Origin of the sequence: Pseudomonas sp. MG-9 (assembly GCF_018729515.1) — a bacterium.
GTDB lineage: Bacteria > Pseudomonadota > Gammaproteobacteria > Pseudomonadales > Pseudomonadaceae > Aquipseudomonas > Aquipseudomonas serboccidentalis.
The window spans coordinates 1-15,400 of record NZ_JAHHZH010000016.1 but is presented as its reverse complement, the minus strand read 5'-3'; the positions used below and the strand labels follow the sequence as shown (position 1 = coordinate 15,400).

The window sequence follows — 15,400 nt, the reverse complement described above, 5'->3', positions numbered from 1 at the left end:
GTATTTTCACGGATCGACACATGAAGATTATCCGCAGCAAGTCGTTCACCGCCGAGCGTGCCTGGGGCGCGCTGGACATCGCCAACATGAACGGCATCACCACGCGCCTGCACTGGACCGACCAGCCGTATAAATGGCACGTCAACGATGGCGAGGAAGTGTTCGTGGTGCTCGACGGTCAGGTGCAGATGCGCTATCGCGAACAGGGGGAGGAAAAGCAGGTGCTGCTGGAGGTCGGCGACATCTTCTATGCCTCGGTCGGCACCGAACACGTGGCGCATCCACAAGGGGCGGCGCGGATTCTGGTGATCGAGAGCGAAGGCAGTGTCTGACTGCTTATCTGTAAAGTAGATAACAGATAGAGAAATTACCCGTTATATAGATATTCGATTCGGTTCTACCATGGACTCAACCTCACCTGAGGACAGGAGTTCATGATGACTTGCCCCAACAGCACCAAACCCGGCATCAAGCCGTTCAGCCAGCTTCAGCATCCGCGTGAAGTGATCCGTCAATTCACCCCGAACTGGTTCGCCGCGACCATGGGCACTGGCGTGCTGGCGCTGGCGCTGGCGCAACTGCCGGTGGCGATTCCCGGGCTGCACGCGGTGGCCGAAGGGTTGTGGCTGTTCAACATTCTGTTGTTCACCTTGTTTACATTCGCTTATGCCGCGCGCTGGGTGCTGTTCTTCGATGAGGCGCGGCGGATCTTCGGCCATTCCACTGTGTCGATGTTCTTCGGCACCATTCCCATGGGCCTGGCGACCATCATCAACGGCTTCCTGCTGTTCGGCCTGCCACGCTGGGGCGAGGGCGTGATCCATCTCGCGCAAGTGTTGTGGTGGCTCGATGTGGCGATGTCACTGGCCTGCGGCGTGTTGATCCCCTACATGATGTTTACCCGCCAGGAACACAGCATCGACCAGATGACCGCCGTCTGGCTGTTGCCAGTAGTCGCGGCAGAAGTGGCGGCGGCCAGCGGTGGTTTGCTCGCGCCGCATCTGGCCGATGCTCACGCGCAACTGGTGGTGCTGGCCACCAGCTACGTGCTCTGGGCATTTTCCCTGCCCGTGGCGTTCAGCATCCTGACCATCCTGTTGCTGCGCATGGCCTTGCACAAACTGCCTCACGAAAACATGGCCGCTTCGAGCTGGCTGGCTCTCGGCCCGATCGGCACCGGCGCGTTGGGCATGTTGCTGCTGGGCAGCGATGCGCCGGCAATCTTCGCCGCCAACGGTCTGCCGGGCATCGGTGAAATCGCTGCGGGCCTTGGGCTGGTCGCCGGCATCACCCTGTGGGGCTTCGGCTTGTGGTGGATGTTGATGGCACTGCTGATCACCGCTCGCTACCTGCGTGACGGCATCCCGTTCAACCTCGGCTGGTGGGGGTTCACCTTCCCGCTGGGCGTGTATTCGCTGGCGACCCTCAAGCTCGCCAGCACGCTGAACCTCGGGTTTTTCAGTGTGGTGGGCTGCGTGCTGGTGACCTTGCTGGCGGTGATGTGGCTGATCGTCGGTAAACGCACCGTGCAAGGCGCGTGGCGCGGTGAGCTGTTTGTTTCGCCGTGTATTGCAGGATTGAAGAAATAACCTGAAAAGTTTAGGTAATGTGTGGCCTGGATCGTGGATCGGGATTCCAATATTCAGATCCAGGCCATTCTCTACCGACCTCAGGGAAACACGGAAGATGAGTCACCCCTCACAGTTCAACCTGCTTCGCACCCGGCGCTTCCTGCCGTTTTTCATCACGCAGTCGCTGGGCGCCTTCAACGACAACGTGTTCAAGCAGTCGCTGATTCTCGCCATTCTCTATCGGCTGACCATCGAGGGTGACCGTTCGATCTGGGTCAACCTGTGTGCGCTGCTGTTTATCCTGCCGTTCTTTCTGTTTTCGGCGCTGGCCGGGCAGTTCGGGGAAAAATTCGCCAAGGACGCGCTGATCCGTCTGATCAAACTCGCAGAAATCGCGATCATGGCCGTAGGATCGATCGGGTTTCTCTTCGATCACCTGTCGTTGATGCTGGTGGCGCTGTTCGCCATGGGCACCCACTCGGCGCTGTTCGGGCCGGTGAAGTACTCGATCCTGCCGCAAGCGTTGCGCGAGGATGAGCTGGTCGGCGGTAACGGTCTGGTGGAGATGGGCACCTTCCTGGCGATCCTCGCCGGGACCATCGGCGCCGGGGTCATCATGTCCTCGACCCATTACGCGCCACTGGTGTCGACTGCGATTGTCGGCATTGCCGTGCTGGGTTATCTCGCCAGTCGCAGCATTCCGCGCGCTGCTGCCGCGTCGCCGGAAATGCGCCTGAACTGGAACATCTTCAGCCAGTCCTGGGCCACCCTCAAACTCGGTCTGGGCCAGACGCCCGCGGTGTCGCGCTCGATTGTCGGCAACTCGTGGTTCTGGTTTGTCGGGGCGATTTACCTGACGCAGATCCCGGCATACGCCAAGGAATGGATGCACGGTGATGAAACCGTGGTCACCCTGATTCTCACCGTGTTCTCGGTCGGCATTGCGCTGGGCTCGATGCTTTGCGAGAAGCTTTCCGGGCGCAAGGTGGAGATCGGTCTGGTGCCGTTTGGCTCGTTCGGTCTGACCGTGTTCGGCCTGTTGCTCTGGTGGCACTCCGGCGGTATCCCGGAAAGTGTCGTCGGCCACAGCTGGATTGAAGTGTTGGGCTTCGTGCATACCTGGGCGGTGTTGGTCGACATTCTCGGCCTCGGCATTTTTGGCGGCTTCTATATTGTGCCGCTGTACGCCTTGATCCAGTCGCGCACCGCCGAAAACGAGCGGGCGCGAGTGATTGCCGCCAACAACATACTCAACGCACTGTTCATGGTGGTGTCGGCGATCGTTTCGATTGTGCTGCTGAGTGTGGTCAAGCTGTCGATTCCGCAGTTGTTCCTGGTGGTCTCGCTGCTGAACATCGGCGTCAACGCTTACATCTTCAAGATCGTCCCCGAGTTCAGCATGCGTTTCATGATCTGGCTGCTCAGCCATTCCATGTACCGCGTCGAGCATCGCAACCTCGACACAATCCCGGACGAGGGCGCGGCGTTGCTGGTGTGCAACCATGTGTCGTTCGTCGATGCGCTGCTGATTGGCGGCGCGGTGCGTCGGCCGATTCGCTTTGTCATGTACTACAAGATCTACAACTTGCCGGTGTTGAACTTTATCTTCCGCACGGCGGGGACGATTCCGATTGCCGGGCGCAACGAAGACATCCAGATCTACGAAAGGGCCTTCACCCGGATTGCCCAGTATCTGAAGGACGGTGAGCTGGTGTGCATCTTCCCGGAAGGCAAGCTGACCACCGACGGCGAGATCAATGAGTTCAAGGGTGGGCTGACGCGGATTCTCGAGGAGACACCGGTGCCGGTGATTCCGCTGGCACTGCAAGGGTTGTGGGGGAGTTTCTTCAGTCGCGATCCGAACAAGGGCCTGTTCAAGCGGTTGTGGTCGCGGGTGACATTGGTGGCGGGTTCGGCGGTAGCGGTTGAAGCGGCGGAGCCGGCGAAGTTGCAGGGCTTGGTGGGCGAATTGCGCGGCGGCGTTCGATAGTTGCCAACTGATCTGGCCTCATCGCGAGCAGGCTCACACCTACATTTGAAATGCGTCCCTGTGTAGGAGTGAGCCTGCTCGCGATAGCGGTAGAGGCTTAGGTGCTAATTTTAAGGCCAATCAAACCAGTGATGATCAATGCCACACTGGCCAGCCGGATCAACGCCATCGACTCGCCAAACAGAATGATCCCGGCAATCACCGTGCCCACGGCACCGACCCCGGTCCAGATCGCGTAGGCCGTGCCCAGCGGCAATTCCTTCATTGCCAAACCCAGCAGGCCAAGGCTGATGGCCATGGCCGCAACGGTCAATACGGTGGGGAGGGGGCGGGTGAAGCCGTCGGTGTATTTCAGGCCGACGGCCCAGCCGACTTCGAACAGGCCGGCGAAAAACAGAATGATCCAGGACATGAGAGACCTCCATCGATTGACGGGGTCGTCCCCAGATTAAGTACTCGATCGAGCCGCAGGGTCGTCCCCGCGTAGTGTGGTTGCCGGCAAGATGTTGCCCAACATCAACCCGAGGATCAAGTTTCGAAATCAGTCGGCAGGCTGTTGCGCCAGCGCCTCACGGTCTTCTTTCTCGCTCATGCGTCGGAAGTAGGTCGAAAGCAACGCCCCGGAAATGTTGTGCCAGACGCTGAACAACGCGCTCGGCACCGCCGCCAACGGCGAGAAGTGCGCGCTGGCCAGCGCCGCGCCCAATCCCGAATTCTGCATGCCGACTTCCAGTGCCAGCGACTTGCGCTGTGCCAACGGCAACTTGAACAGGCGCCCGGTGAAGTAACCCAGCAAGTAGCCGAAGCTGTTGTGCAGCATCACCACCGCCATGATCAGCAGCCCGGACTCGGCGATCTTCGCCTGACTGGCGGCCACCACGGCGGTAACGATGATCACGATGCTGACCACCGACACCAGCGGCAACACCTCCACCGCGTGGCGCACCTTGTCGCCGAGCAACCGTTGCGCAACCACGCCGAGCACGATTGGCAGCAATACCACTTGCAGGATCGACCAGAACAACTCCATGAACGACACCGGCAACCACGCCGAAGCCAGCAGCCAGATCAGCGCCGGGGTCAGCAGCGGAGCGAGCAGGGTGGTCACGGCAGCAATCGCCACCGACAGCGCCAGATCACCGCGGGCCAGCCAGGTCATCACGTTGGAAGACGTGCCGCTTGGGCAGCAACCGACCAGAATCACCCCGACGGCGATTTCCGGCGGCAGGTGAAAGATCTGGCAGAGCAACCACGCCACGCCGGGCATGATCACGAAATGCGCAACCACGCCCAGCGCCACACGCCACGGATGGCGGGCAACGGCAGCGAAGTCGTCGAGTTTGAGGGTCAGGCCCATGCCGAACATCACCAGGCCCAGCAACGGCACGATGGCGCCTTTGAGTCCCAGGAACCATGCCGGCTGCAGGAACGCGATCACGGCGAATATCAGAACCCAGTAAGCGAAGGTGTTGCCGACAAAGCGGCTGAGTGCAGCCAGTGCGCGCATGGCTTGTTCCTTGTTATTAATAATGAACACTACAAAACAACTGTAGGAGTGAGCCTGCTCGCGATAGCGGTTGTTCAGTCAATATTTGCGTTGAATGTCAGTTCCTCATCGCGAGCAGGCTCACTCCTACATTTTGTACATCACAGGTATTTAGATCCCCTGCGGCGTCTCTTCGCCACCCAGCGCTTCAACCAGCGCCGGCAGGAAGTCGCCGAAAGTCAGCATCATCAGGGTGAAGCTGGCGTCCAGTTGACCGAGGGCTTCGTCGCCACCGTCCTGTTCGGCCTGATCCTGCAGCAGGTCTTCGAACTTCAGGCGTTTGACGGTCATCTTGTCATCGAGCATGAACGACAGCTTGTCCTGCCAGGCCAGCGACAGCTGAGTCACGACTTTGCCGGTGCTCAGGTGCAGCTGGATTTCTTCGCTGGTCAGATCCTGACGCTTGCAACGCACGATGCCGCCGTCTTCGTGGGTGTCGCGCAGCTCGCACTCGTCCAGAACAAAGAAGTCCGGGGCGGCTTGCTGGGTGGTGACCCACTCGGTCATCACGGCGGTCGGTGCGGTTTTCACGGTCAGCGGGCGGACGGGCAGGGTGCCGAGCACTTCACGCATTGTGGAAAGCAGGTCTTCGGCGCGTTTCGGGCTGGCCGAGTTGACCAGGATCAGGCCCTGTTTCGGCGCGATGGCGGCGAAGGTCGACGAGCGGCGGATAAAGGCGCGCGGCAGGAAAGCCTGGATGATTTCATCCTTGATCTGATCGCGTTCCTTTTTATAGACCTTGCGCATCTGCTCGGCTTCGATCTCTTCGACCTTTTCCTTGACCGCGTCGCGCACGACGCTGCCCGGCAGAATACGTTCTTCTTTACGGGCAGCGATCAGCAGGAAATCACCGCTGACGTGCACCAGTGGAGCATCTTCGCCCTTGCCGAACGGCGCGACGAAACCGTAGGTGGTCAACTCCTGGCTTGCACATGGACGCGCCAGTTTGGTGGCCAGTGCAGTTTCCAGCGCCTCGGCATCGACAGGCAGGTCTTGGGTCAGGCGATAGATCAGCAGGTTTTTGAACCACATGGGGTGAGTCTCTCCTTTATACAAAGGGGGGCATTATTGTCTTCGCCGGGTCATAGGCCAACCCTTCTCTAAGCCTTTGGAAGGCCTGAGAAAATTAATTAAAAAAGTGCTTGCCAGAGGTTGGGTCGCTCCGTAGAATGCGCGCCACACCGAAGCGAAGGGTGATTAGCTCAGCTGGGAGAGCGTCTGCCTTACAAGCAGAATGTCGGCGGTTCGATCCCGTCATCACCCACCATTCGTTTCAAGTGTTTAGCGCAGCGGTAGTTCAGTCGGTTAGAATACCGGCCTGTCACGCCGGGGGTCGCGGGTTCGAGTCCCGTCCGCTGCGCCATATTCGGTAACCTGGACCACTGAACGCCAGGTCACCACGGAAAAACCCGCTGAAGCGGGTTTTTTTCTGTCTCAAGTTTGTACCTTGTTCCAATGGGTTTGTGTCGTTTCACCGGTTTTCGGATTTTTTTGAAAAAAACTTCAATTAAATCAACACATTACGAAAACTTGTGGCATAATGCGCCCCGTAACGAAGCGAAGGGTGATTAGCTCAGCTGGGAGAGCGTCTGCCTTACAAGCAGAATGTCGGCGGTTCGATCCCGTCATCACCCACCATTCGTTTCAAGCGTTTCGCGCAGCGGTAGTTCAGTCGGTTAGAATACCGGCCTGTCACGCCGGGGGTCGCGGGTTCGAGTCCCGTCCGCTGCGCCATATTCGGTAACCTGGACCACTGAACGCCAGGTCACCACAGAAAGCCCGCCTAGTGCGGGCTTTTTGCTGTCTGCGATTTAAGAAAATTGCTCGATTCTGCGCGGAATCCGTGTAGGAGCTGCGGCACGCTGCGAGCTTTTGATCTGGCTTTTAGAGATCAAAAGATCGCAGCCTCGTTTCACTCGACAGCTCCTACAGGGGTTGTGATTCTCACTGCTCGGCATTGCGACTGTGCCGATAGTCACTCACCGCCTCATACACCGCTTTGCGCAAGCGGTTGATCCCGCCAATCGGCCGATGCGCCTCGATACCAAACCACGGGTTGAACGACAGGTTGTCGCACGCCAGATTCAGCGCCGGCGTGTCGAAGTCCTGGGCAGGCAGGGTAATGCGCGCCACGGTTTCGAACGGTGAGTCCTGCTCGCGCCATTCGATGCTGGTGTCCTCGATCGGCATGGACTTGTTCGCGTCCTGGCGCTGAATCTGCAACACGAAACACGCAGGCACGCGATCCGTCGACAGTTGCTGGTTCAAGGCGTTGCGCAGGAAGTTCGGCAAATCGTGGTTTTGCGGGGGCGGGGTATACGCCGGGCAGTTATCCAGATCCGGCGCGACCCGAAACTTCGCATTGGCCTCACCGAACTTGTAGGGCGATACCGAAAAGTACGTGGCCCCGGTCGGGCTGTCCGGCGCTGGCGCCAGCGTCGCCAGGGCAATCGCCAAGTGACGGATCTGCCAGGTGCGCGGATCCCAGCCGGGGAAAAACGCCATGATCTTTTTGCCGTCAGCCTGAGCCGCCACATTCTGACGATACTCGGCGACATCGCTGACAAAGAAATTCGGGTGGCTGAACATCACAAAGTCTTGCTCGCGCCGATCCTGACGGTCGCCGAGCAACGGTTTGCCGGGAACATCGAGCAGCTTGATCGCCATGCCCCGCGCGTCACGGATGCTGTCGAACTGCGGGTAGGCGTTGCCATTGGACAGGCGAATCATCGCCTGCCAGGTCTTGCCCGGCTGGCTGAAAACGCCCTGGCGCAGCGATGGCGTCAGTTCCGGCAACACCGTCACCTCGGCTTTTACGCAACCATGCGCCTTGGCATGCGCATCGCGCAGGTAGCGTGTGCCTTCGCGGTGTTGATCGACGATGCGTATGGCGGTCTGGATCACGTCCTGGGTCATGGCCGCTTCACCGGCGGGAATCTGTTCCTGCGCCGACACCGGGCCGCGGTGTTGCCAGGCGAACCATGCGCTCGCGATGACCCAGCCAAGCAGGCCGATCACCAGCAATGCCAACAGGGTTTTGCCCAGCAGTCGTCCCAGCCACAGCCAGATACGGGCGAGCATGGACGGTCTTTTGTATGAGTTGATCATCATGGCAATTGCGCCTCCAATGGCCCGCCGAGGACTTTCAGGTACTCCAGCAATGCCCAGCGTTCTTCCGGTTGCAGCAGTCGGCCGATGACGCCCTTACCACGCTCGCCGGCGCGAAATTCGTGGCCGCTGTTGTGGTTGCCGGTGATCCGCGTGTCGAACAGAAAGCCATTGGTGAAGGCCTCGGTGCGATATCCCAGATGGTGAGGGTCGTATTCGAATGAACCCTTGTAGAACGTGGGCGCGCGCTCATCCTGCGGCGACAGCAATTGATATATGCTCGGCACCGAACCGTTGTGCAGAAACGGCGCAGTAGCCCAAACGCCAGCCAATGGCCTGGCCTTGTAAGCGACTTTTTCGCGCACGCCGATCGGCAGGCCGAAGCCGTCCAGCCCGGGTTTCTCCTGCGCTGTGACTCCGGCCTCGCGATAGGCGCGGTTTTCAACGAATGCAGTGACGTAGGCCAGGCCTTTAGCCACCGATAGCTGGCTCAGATCCAGTGGTTCCGTGGGCGTCGGATGCAACTTCACGTCCATCTGCTCAAGTTCTTTGAGATTCCATTGCAGCGGCGTCAGGTCGAAACGGTGGCTGGCAATGTTGATGGCGGCGTTCGGATCAGTGCCGATCACGTCCACCGGCAGCATGTGCAAATGCTGCACCCAGCGCTGGCCTTCCTGAGTCTTGCGCGGCATGTGGCAACTGGCGCAGTTCTCGGCAAACAGTGCGCGGCCCTTGGCGGCCAGCGGTTTATCGACAGCGCCGAGCACGTCCTCCGGCCAGGCGGGCGGTTGCAGGCGTTGCAGGGTTTCTTCGATGGTGTGCAGATCGCGCACGCGCACACTGGAGGCATAACGCGCATCGCCCTGCAGCGGCTGACCGTTGCTGTCGAAGAAATTCAGCGTGGCGCCGACGCCCAGCGCCTCTCCGATGTTGCGCGCCATTGGTTGCTGCGCCGAGCCGTTCCATTGCACCCAGTCGAAGGTCCACATGTCCCACAGTTGCGGGTAGTCCACCGGGGCATTGGCCACGCGGTAGTTGGCGGGGGAGATGGCGTCACCGAAGGTGGCGTTGGCGATGCGGCCGAAGGCATCGGTGCGCCCGGGGCCTTCTTCGGTCGGGTAGAGGCCGCGGTGGGTGTCGTTCCAGGCGACTTTCAGGAAAGTGTTCAGTGAAACCTTGAAGTCCTTGCGCAGTTGTTCGTGGCGCGCCTCGTAGTCATTGCCCAGCACCTGTCGGGCGAACCGTTCGAATTTCCAGGGGTTGTAGTAAGTCGAGGTCAGACTGGCGACCAATGCCTGTCCGAAACTGCCACCGCGCAGTGTAGGAACGCTGGAGGGCAACACATGTTGCGCCGAACCACCGTCAATCCGCACGGCCTGACCCTTGAAGCGCAATTCGCCGGTGTGGCAGGCGGCGCAGGTGATGTCGAGATAGTGCTCGGTGCCGCCGGGATTCTGATGGCGGGCGAAGCCGACCGGCAGATTGCCGGGATTGTTCGCTGTGGCTTGTTGTTGCGGATCGACCAGAAAACCGAAGCGTGCGAGGTATTCCGGGGACGCAAAGCGCTGCTGCGAGAAGGGCAGCTCCAGCGCCTGGAACCACTCATAGCGCAGGCCTTTGACCTGCGTGCCCTGGGGGGTGAAGTAGTAGGTCTGGCGTTCTTCCTCACTCCACTGGTTCAGGTAATGCACCTGCTGGGCGGGGGTGTAGAACGGCAGTTTCGGGTTGGCGACGTAATACAGAACCACGGCGAGAGCCAGGCCCAGCAGTACGATGATCAGCGTTAGCACACGGAATAAGAGGCGCAAGTTAAACATCCTTGTCGAGTTGTTGTGTTGTTATGCCTCAGCTGTTGCAGGTGTAGCAAGTGGCCATTACGCCAACGGTCGCGGGAAATCTCCTCAGCCCATGTCAGGCCAAGATGACAGAAGCTTCATCGTCGCTTTTCCCGAATGCGTTTTAATCCCTGAACTTATCGGATGTTTCCTGCTCTCATGCCGGTAGCCATTGGTCGTGGCGGCCTGATAAGCTCGCGGCTTTACTCGATTGCCCTTTCGGCGCATGAACAAGGAAATAGCATGAAACAGCATCGGTTGGCGGCGGCGGTAGCCCTGGTTAGCCTGGTCCTCGCGGGTTGTGATTCGCAGACCAGCGTAGAGCTGAAAACCCCGGCGCAAAAAGCTTCCTACGGTATCGGCCTGAACATGGGCAAGAGTCTTGCTCAGGAAGGCATGGATGATCTGGACTCCAAAGCGGTAGCCCAGGGCATCGAAGATGCCGTTGGCAAGAAAGAACAGAAGCTGAAAGACGACGAACTGGTCGAAGCCTTCGCCGCGCTGCAAAAGCGTGCTGAAGAGCGTATGGCCAAGATGAGCGAAGAGTCGGCAGCCGCCGGCAAGAAATTCCTCGAAGAAAATGGCAAGAAGCCGGGTGTCACCACCACGGCTTCCGGCCTGCAGTACGAAGTGGTCAAGAAGGCCGACGGCCCACAGCCCAAGCCGACCGACGTAGTGACCGTTCACTACACCGGCAAGCTGACCAACGGCACCGTATTCGACAGCTCCGTCGAGCGCGGCAGCCCGATCGATCTGCCTGTCAGCGGCGTGATCCCGGGTTGGGTCGAAGGTCTGCAACTGATGCACGTTGGCGAGAAGTACAAACTGTACATCCCTAGCGATCTGGCCTACGGCGCACAATCGCCAAGCCCGGCAATCCCGGCCAACTCGGTTCTGGTTTTCGACCTGGAATTGCTGGCCATCAAGGATCCGAGCAAAGAAGACGCCGCCGCCAAGTAAACCGGCAACGGCTTCGACAACAACGCCTCGCAATTGCGGGGCGTTGTTGCATCTGGAGGATGGCAGGGGTAAACAGAGCGAACGGATGCCACTGGCAGCAGTCCTAGAGATTGAGACCGCCAGCGCTAGACGCCCTGAGCCGCCAAGTCAATGAAATATTGGGGTTTTTTATGTGAGTAAAAAACGCCCGATCTGAGCGCAGCCCTTATAAAACGGGGCTCTCAGCGCTGAAATGCAGCTCTGTTCACAAGGTTATCCACAATTTGTGTGGATAACATTTCAACGGGAGAAATAGATGAAAGCACCGTGGAATTTCACCCGATTTCTACCCTTGGCCGGACGCCTGCTGGCCCGCGGTCGCCTGCCGACCCTGCTGTTTGCCGTCGCCAGCAAAGGTGCCGCACAAGGCAATCGTCTGGGCAAGCTCAAGGATGATCTGCGTTTGCTCCAGGCGCTGTGCCTGGCCTACTGGCGCGGTGAATACCGGGCCATCAGCCCGAAAGCGTTGATTTCGGTGGTGGCGGGGTTGATGTATTTCCTCAGCCCGGTGGATGCGATCCCGGATTTCATTCCGGTGTTCGGCATGCTCGATGACATCGCCGTCCTCGCCTGGCTGATGAAAACCCTCGACGATGAACTCAGCGCCTTCCGGCAGTGGCGCAACCGCCAGCAGCCGGAAAAGCTGGCGGTGGTCGAGCGTCTGCCCGATACTCCGGAACAACTTCAGCTTCAGGGCCCGAAAAAGCCCTGATTCATTCCTGCCTGCATACAGATAGATACCCCCCGCGACCTTGGCCGCTGTTAGGATTACACTTCTAGGGAAAGTGCCGACTCGCTAAGTGTTGTTGTCCTACGGGGTAGTCATGGATATTCAGATAATTGCACGCGATGGCGAACCCGAATATGCGGTTCTGCCATGGCCTCAGTATCAGGCTCTACTGAAAGCAGCAGGCATCAACGAAACACCGTCGCAGCAGGCCCCGGCGCCGCTCGCGGCAACACCGGATCCGATTCTTCCAGGTCTGGATCAATTACGCAGTTTGCGCGAAGGGAAGGGCATCGCCATTGAGGCGCTGGCCCGCACGGTAGGCATCAGCCCGTCTTATCTGGCCATGATCGAAAGTGGCGAGCGTCAACCTGACGCCGCGATTCGCCGCAGCCTGGCCTGGGAACTGACGGTGCCCGGTTGGAGGGATGAATCGTGAGCGTACGCATCAGTCGGCAACATTGGGATGGATTGCTCGGAGAATTGGACCAGGCGCGCAGGCAGCGCCATCTACTGACCTATCGGGCGTTGCTCGAACGTTTGCAGTTGCCGACGCCGGCGATGCAAACCCTGACTGCGGCACTGGAACATCTGGCCGCGCTGGACGCCAAGGCTGAACAACCGTTGCGCAGTTCGCTGGTGATCAGCCAGGGCGCGAGCCGCCTGCCACGTACCGGTTTTTTTGAATGCGTCGAACGTCTGGGGCGTTTCTCCGGGCCATCCGATGGTGTCGCGGCAGCCTCCTGGCACGCATCGGAAGTGGTCAGGGTCTTCGAATACGAGTACCCGGAATCGGCGGAGGCCTGAGTGTTCTTACGACTCAAGGCGCAGGTCAGTTACTGGCTGGCTCGCCGGTTGTTTCACTGGTCGTGGTTTGTCCGTCAGCCAAAAGGCTGGCGCTGGCTCGAAGGGCAGTTTGCGCGCATGGCCAATCTTGGCGATGTCGGCGCGCAGAGCTTTTACGGACACATCCTGACGTTTCGTGGCGTTGGCCTGGGCGCCCGCGAAGAGGGTGTGCGGTTGTTGCGTCTGGCGGCACTCGCTGGTGATGGCAAGGCGGCCTATCAGGTCGGTGTGATCTGCCTGGCCGGTACTGCGAGCAAGGCGCCGGATCCGGCAGAGGCGGCGCGCTGGTGGACCCTGGCCGCCAAGGCCGGCCACCCGTTGGCCGAGCTTAAGCTCAAGGAGTTGAGCGCTCGGGACTCAACGCAGTAAATCCATATGTGTCGGCCCGATAAACGTGGCGCGAGGGAAACCTCGCGCCACGTTTTGCGTTTAAATCCGTACGATTTGTAGTTATGGGGCTTTTGAGGACTAGTCCTACAGTAAACGCCTACTCGCCTGACTTCTTTCCTGATTGATCCCCCGCAAAGTCCCCGCGCCTAATTTTTGCGCGAGGGAACGTTCATGTTTGACCCGGTTTTTCATTCCACCCCGCACGGTGGCGTGTGCTGATGGACGCCGTCAGCCGTATCGAGCAGGAACTCGACAGTTTCCCCGACACCCTCAGCCTCTATCGCCAGCAACTTGAGCATTGGTTGAGCCGCGCGGCTGATCAGGTCAGCCACGCGGCGGATCTGCCGTCACTAATGGGCATGGAGCGGATCATCCGCTTCGGTGATCGCCTCACCGCGGTCAGCACGGGCGACAGTGAGTTTTCCTCCAGCGTCGTGCAGTGCCCGGAAAGCGGGGTGCTGGCGATCGAGAGCAAATTCGAGTCGGTGTACGACATTCCGCTGGGCGGCATCGTGGTGGATGTGGTGGCGGTGGGTGACGGAAAGATCACCCCTGTCACGCTGGATGCGCAGGGTAAAGGCTCATTCACGGGCGATGCGGGCCAGTTCTACCGGGTAATGGTCCGCGGTGAGGTCACGCCGCAACAGATCGACGATCTGTTCAAGGCTTATACCGGGCTGACCGGTGAACTCGATGGCTGGCTGCGTAGCGAGTGGCAAGGGTTCAAGCCGCAATGGTCGCAGTCGCAGTCGGTGGCGACGGCGGCGGGCAACGGCATGCTCGCCGGGAGTTGGGCAGCGATCGAGGGGGTGTGGGACAGCATCGGGCTGCTGTCGGAGATTCTGCAGGACCCCGGCAAGTTTGCCGAGCGGTTGGGGAGTGCAGCGGATGATCTGATCGAGCTGGCGCAAACCGCTCCACAGGTGATGGAGAAGCTGCAACTGCTGGTCAGCGACGAGGCGGCGCTGTGTTTGCTGCTGCGCACCGCGAGCTTGTGGCTGGAGATGTTGCCACCGAGCGAATTGGCCGGGAAAACTGCAGAAGCGGCGTCGATGATCATCGTGCAACTGTTGATCGATGTGCTGATCGGCATCGTCCTGACGTTCGTGGGGGCCGGTGCCGGGATTGCCTATCTGACCCTGCGTCTGGCGGATCGCGCAGCCCAATTACTGTCGATTGTTAAACGATTGGTGAAGGCGATGTTTGGCATCGTCAGCACGTTTATCGAATACGTCGACCGCTACAAAAACGTCGCCGCGCGGGGCATTGTCGCCGGGGTGAAAAAGGGCCGCATGCAATTGCGCTGGGATGCGAAGCGCAACGCCGCACTGAAGAAAAACGAACCCCACGACGACTCACCCGATCAAGCAAAAAACCCCAACGGCGACAGCGCCGATTGCGTGCCGTTGACCTGCACCAACGGCTGCCCGGTGTCGATGGTCACCGGTGAAGAACTGCTGACCCTGACCGATGGTTCGCTCGACGGGGTGCTGCCGTTCGAGTTCACCCGCCTGTATCGCACCAGCGCCGTTGAGATCGATGTCGGGCTGGGGTTTGGCTGGAGCCATTCACTGGCCCATCGGCTGGTCTTCGATGGCGATGCGGTGGTCTGGGTCGACCACGAGAACCGCCGCACGCGGTTTCCCATGCCCAGTGTCCAGCGGCCGGCGATTCACAACAGTTTGTCGCGGGCGGCGATTTTTCTTGGGGATGAACCGGAGGAATTGATCCTGGCGCTGGCGGGGAGCGCGGCGCGGTTTTATCACTTTCGTGCCGGGCGGCTGACGGCGATCAGTGATGCATATGGCAATCGCCTGCGGGTTGCTCGTGATCATCAGGAGCGCATTGTTCGCTTGGACAATGGTGCGGGTCGGTCGCTGGGGTTGCGTTACGAGCGGGCGCATCTGGTTGCCGTTGACTATCAGGTTTGGCGCGAAAGCGACTGGCACACCGAACAGACCCTCGTCAGCTACCGCTACGACGCCCGCCAGCGCCTGCTCGAAGCGACCAATGCCGTCGGTGACAGCGAGCATTACGACTACGACGAGCAGCACGTCATCCTGCAGCGGCAACTGACCGGTGGCGCGAGTTTCTTCTGGGAGTGGGAGCGCGCCGGCAAAGCCGCGCGTTGCGTGCGGCACTGGGCGTCGTTCTCGCAGATGGACAGCCGTTACGTCTGGGCCGACGACGGCAGCGTGGCGGTGCACTACGTCGACGGTAGCGAAGAAACCTACGTCCACGACGATCGTGCGCGGCTGGTGCGCAAGGTCGAGGCCGATGGTGGTGAGTTCCTCAAGGCCTATGACGATGCCGGACGGCTGATCGCCGAGCAGGATCCGCTGGGGGCGGTCACCGAATACCGCTACGACGAAGTCGGACGGCTGATCG

The 15,400-nt window shown here is 59.9% G+C and carries 14 protein-coding genes and 4 tRNA genes; 13 read left to right on the top strand and 5 right to left on the bottom strand.

Going from position 1 to position 15,400, the window contains the following annotated elements; translation table 11 throughout:
• The first annotated feature begins 20 nt into the window (after window positions 1-20).
• From KKQ10_RS28070 to KKQ10_RS28060, 3 genes are all read left to right on the top strand, one after another.
• On the top strand, window positions 21-332 hold the full coding sequence (locus KKQ10_RS28070) for a cupin domain-containing protein (RefSeq protein ID WP_027614074.1): 312 nt from the start codon (window positions 21-23) through the stop codon (window positions 330-332).
• A 105-nt stretch (window positions 333-437) separates the two neighbouring features.
• Window positions 438-1,589, top strand: coding sequence for a TDT family transporter (locus tag KKQ10_RS28065; protein WP_127652646.1), 1,152 nt, complete (start codon window positions 438-440; stop codon window positions 1,587-1,589).
• 97 nt (window positions 1,590-1,686) lie between these two features.
• Window positions 1,687-3,561: an MFS transporter gene (locus KKQ10_RS28060; protein WP_215502959.1), complete on the top strand. Its 1,875-nt coding sequence runs from the start codon at window positions 1,687-1,689 to the stop codon at window positions 3,559-3,561.
• Between the two features lie 97 nt (window positions 3,562-3,658).
• On the opposite strand, the gene sugE is transcribed toward KKQ10_RS28060, so the two are convergent.
• The 3 genes from sugE to rdgC form a co-directional block, all read right to left on the bottom strand.
• On the bottom strand, window positions 3,659-3,973 hold the full coding sequence (sugE, locus tag KKQ10_RS28055) for a quaternary ammonium compound efflux SMR transporter SugE (protein ID WP_215502958.1): 315 nt from the start codon (window positions 3,971-3,973) through the stop codon (window positions 3,659-3,661).
• Window positions 3,974-4,102: 129 nt separating this feature from the next.
• Window positions 4,103-5,068: a bile acid:sodium symporter family protein gene (locus KKQ10_RS28050; protein WP_215502957.1), complete on the bottom strand. Its 966-nt coding sequence runs from the start codon at window positions 5,066-5,068 to the stop codon at window positions 4,103-4,105.
• A gap of 150 nt (window positions 5,069-5,218) precedes the next feature.
• On the bottom strand, window positions 5,219-6,139 hold the full coding sequence (gene rdgC / locus KKQ10_RS28045) for a recombination-associated protein RdgC (protein WP_003223096.1): 921 nt from the start codon (window positions 6,137-6,139) through the stop codon (window positions 5,219-5,221).
• 159 nt (window positions 6,140-6,298) lie between these two features.
• Between rdgC and KKQ10_RS28040 the strand changes: the two genes are divergently transcribed.
• The 4 genes from KKQ10_RS28040 (at window position 6,299) to KKQ10_RS28025 (ending at window position 6,841) form a co-directional block, all read left to right on the top strand.
• A tRNA-Val gene (locus KKQ10_RS28040) sits at window positions 6,299-6,374 on the top strand.
• 19 nt (window positions 6,375-6,393) lie between these two features.
• A tRNA-Asp gene (locus tag KKQ10_RS28035) sits at window positions 6,394-6,470 on the top strand.
• Window positions 6,471-6,669: 199 nt separating this feature from the next.
• Window positions 6,670-6,745: transfer RNA gene (locus KKQ10_RS28030), tRNA-Val, on the top strand.
• Window positions 6,746-6,764: 19 nt separating this feature from the next.
• Window positions 6,765-6,841, top strand: a tRNA-Asp gene (locus tag KKQ10_RS28025).
• Window positions 6,842-7,051: 210 nt separating this feature from the next.
• Here KKQ10_RS28025 and KKQ10_RS28020 read toward each other — a convergent pair.
• Together KKQ10_RS28020 and KKQ10_RS28015 are read right to left on the bottom strand one after the other, a co-directional pair.
• Window positions 7,052-8,188: a catalase family protein gene (locus KKQ10_RS28020; protein WP_215502956.1), complete on the bottom strand. Its 1,137-nt coding sequence runs from the start codon at window positions 8,186-8,188 to the stop codon at window positions 7,052-7,054.
• Between the two features lie 26 nt (window positions 8,189-8,214).
• Complete coding sequence (locus tag KKQ10_RS28015; RefSeq protein WP_215502955.1) at window positions 8,215-10,023, bottom strand: di-heme-cytochrome C peroxidase; 1,809 nt, start codon at window positions 10,021-10,023, stop codon at window positions 8,215-8,217.
• 270 nt (window positions 10,024-10,293) lie between these two features.
• On the opposite strand from KKQ10_RS28015, the gene bamJ reads away from it, so the two are divergent.
• The 6 genes from bamJ to KKQ10_RS27985 form a co-directional block, all read left to right on the top strand.
• Window positions 10,294-11,010 (top strand): BamJ family beta-barrel-assembly machinery protein, encoded by a 717-nt coding sequence (bamJ, locus tag KKQ10_RS28010; protein ID WP_127652611.1) that lies wholly within the window; start codon window positions 10,294-10,296, stop codon window positions 11,008-11,010.
• A gap of 295 nt (window positions 11,011-11,305) precedes the next feature.
• Window positions 11,306-11,761, top strand: coding sequence for a YkvA family protein (locus KKQ10_RS28005; protein ID WP_127652610.1), 456 nt, complete (start codon window positions 11,306-11,308; stop codon window positions 11,759-11,761).
• 112 nt (window positions 11,762-11,873) lie between these two features.
• Window positions 11,874-12,215: a helix-turn-helix domain-containing protein gene (locus KKQ10_RS28000; RefSeq protein ID WP_127652609.1), complete on the top strand. Its 342-nt coding sequence runs from the start codon at window positions 11,874-11,876 to the stop codon at window positions 12,213-12,215.
• Window positions 12,212-12,583, top strand: a complete 372-nt coding sequence (locus tag KKQ10_RS27995; RefSeq protein ID WP_003223109.1) for a hypothetical protein — start codon at window positions 12,212-12,214, stop codon at window positions 12,581-12,583. Before KKQ10_RS28000 ends, KKQ10_RS27995 begins: the two co-directional genes overlap by 4 nt.
• Window positions 12,584-12,991: an SEL1-like repeat protein gene (locus KKQ10_RS27990; RefSeq protein ID WP_215502954.1), complete on the top strand. Its 408-nt coding sequence runs from the start codon at window positions 12,584-12,586 to the stop codon at window positions 12,989-12,991.
• A gap of 239 nt (window positions 12,992-13,230) precedes the next feature.
• Window positions 13,231-15,400, top strand: a 2,170-nt coding sequence (locus tag KKQ10_RS27985; protein ID WP_252191796.1) for a DUF6531 domain-containing protein, incomplete at its 3' end; no start/stop codon positions are given.

Bases quoted from the DNA above. Each gene is read 5' to 3' on its own strand.
- KKQ10_RS28070 (WP_027614074.1), top strand. From the start codon at position 21: ATGAAGATTATCCGCAGCAAGTCGTTCACCGCCGAGCGTGCCTGGGGC.
- KKQ10_RS28065 (WP_127652646.1), top strand. From the start codon at position 438: ATGACTTGCCCCAACAGCACCAAACCCGGCATCAAGCCGTTCAGCCAG.
- KKQ10_RS28060 (WP_215502959.1), top strand. From the start codon at position 1,687: ATGAGTCACCCCTCACAGTTCAACCTGCTTCGCACCCGGCGCTTCCTG.
- sugE (WP_215502958.1), bottom strand. From the start codon at position 3,973: ATGTCCTGGATCATTCTGTTTTTCGCCGGCCTGTTCGAAGTCGGCTGG.
- KKQ10_RS28050 (WP_215502957.1), bottom strand. From the start codon at position 5,068: ATGCGCGCACTGGCTGCACTCAGCCGCTTTGTCGGCAACACCTTCGCT.
- rdgC (WP_003223096.1), bottom strand. From the start codon at position 6,139: ATGTGGTTCAAAAACCTGCTGATCTATCGCCTGACCCAAGACCTGCCT.
- KKQ10_RS28020 (WP_215502956.1), bottom strand. From the start codon at position 8,188: ATGCTCGCCCGTATCTGGCTGTGGCTGGGACGACTGCTGGGCAAAACC.
- bamJ (WP_127652611.1), top strand. From the start codon at position 10,294: ATGAAACAGCATCGGTTGGCGGCGGCGGTAGCCCTGGTTAGCCTGGTC.
- KKQ10_RS28005 (WP_127652610.1), top strand. From the start codon at position 11,306: ATGAAAGCACCGTGGAATTTCACCCGATTTCTACCCTTGGCCGGACGC.
- KKQ10_RS28000 (WP_127652609.1), top strand. From the start codon at position 11,874: ATGGATATTCAGATAATTGCACGCGATGGCGAACCCGAATATGCGGTT.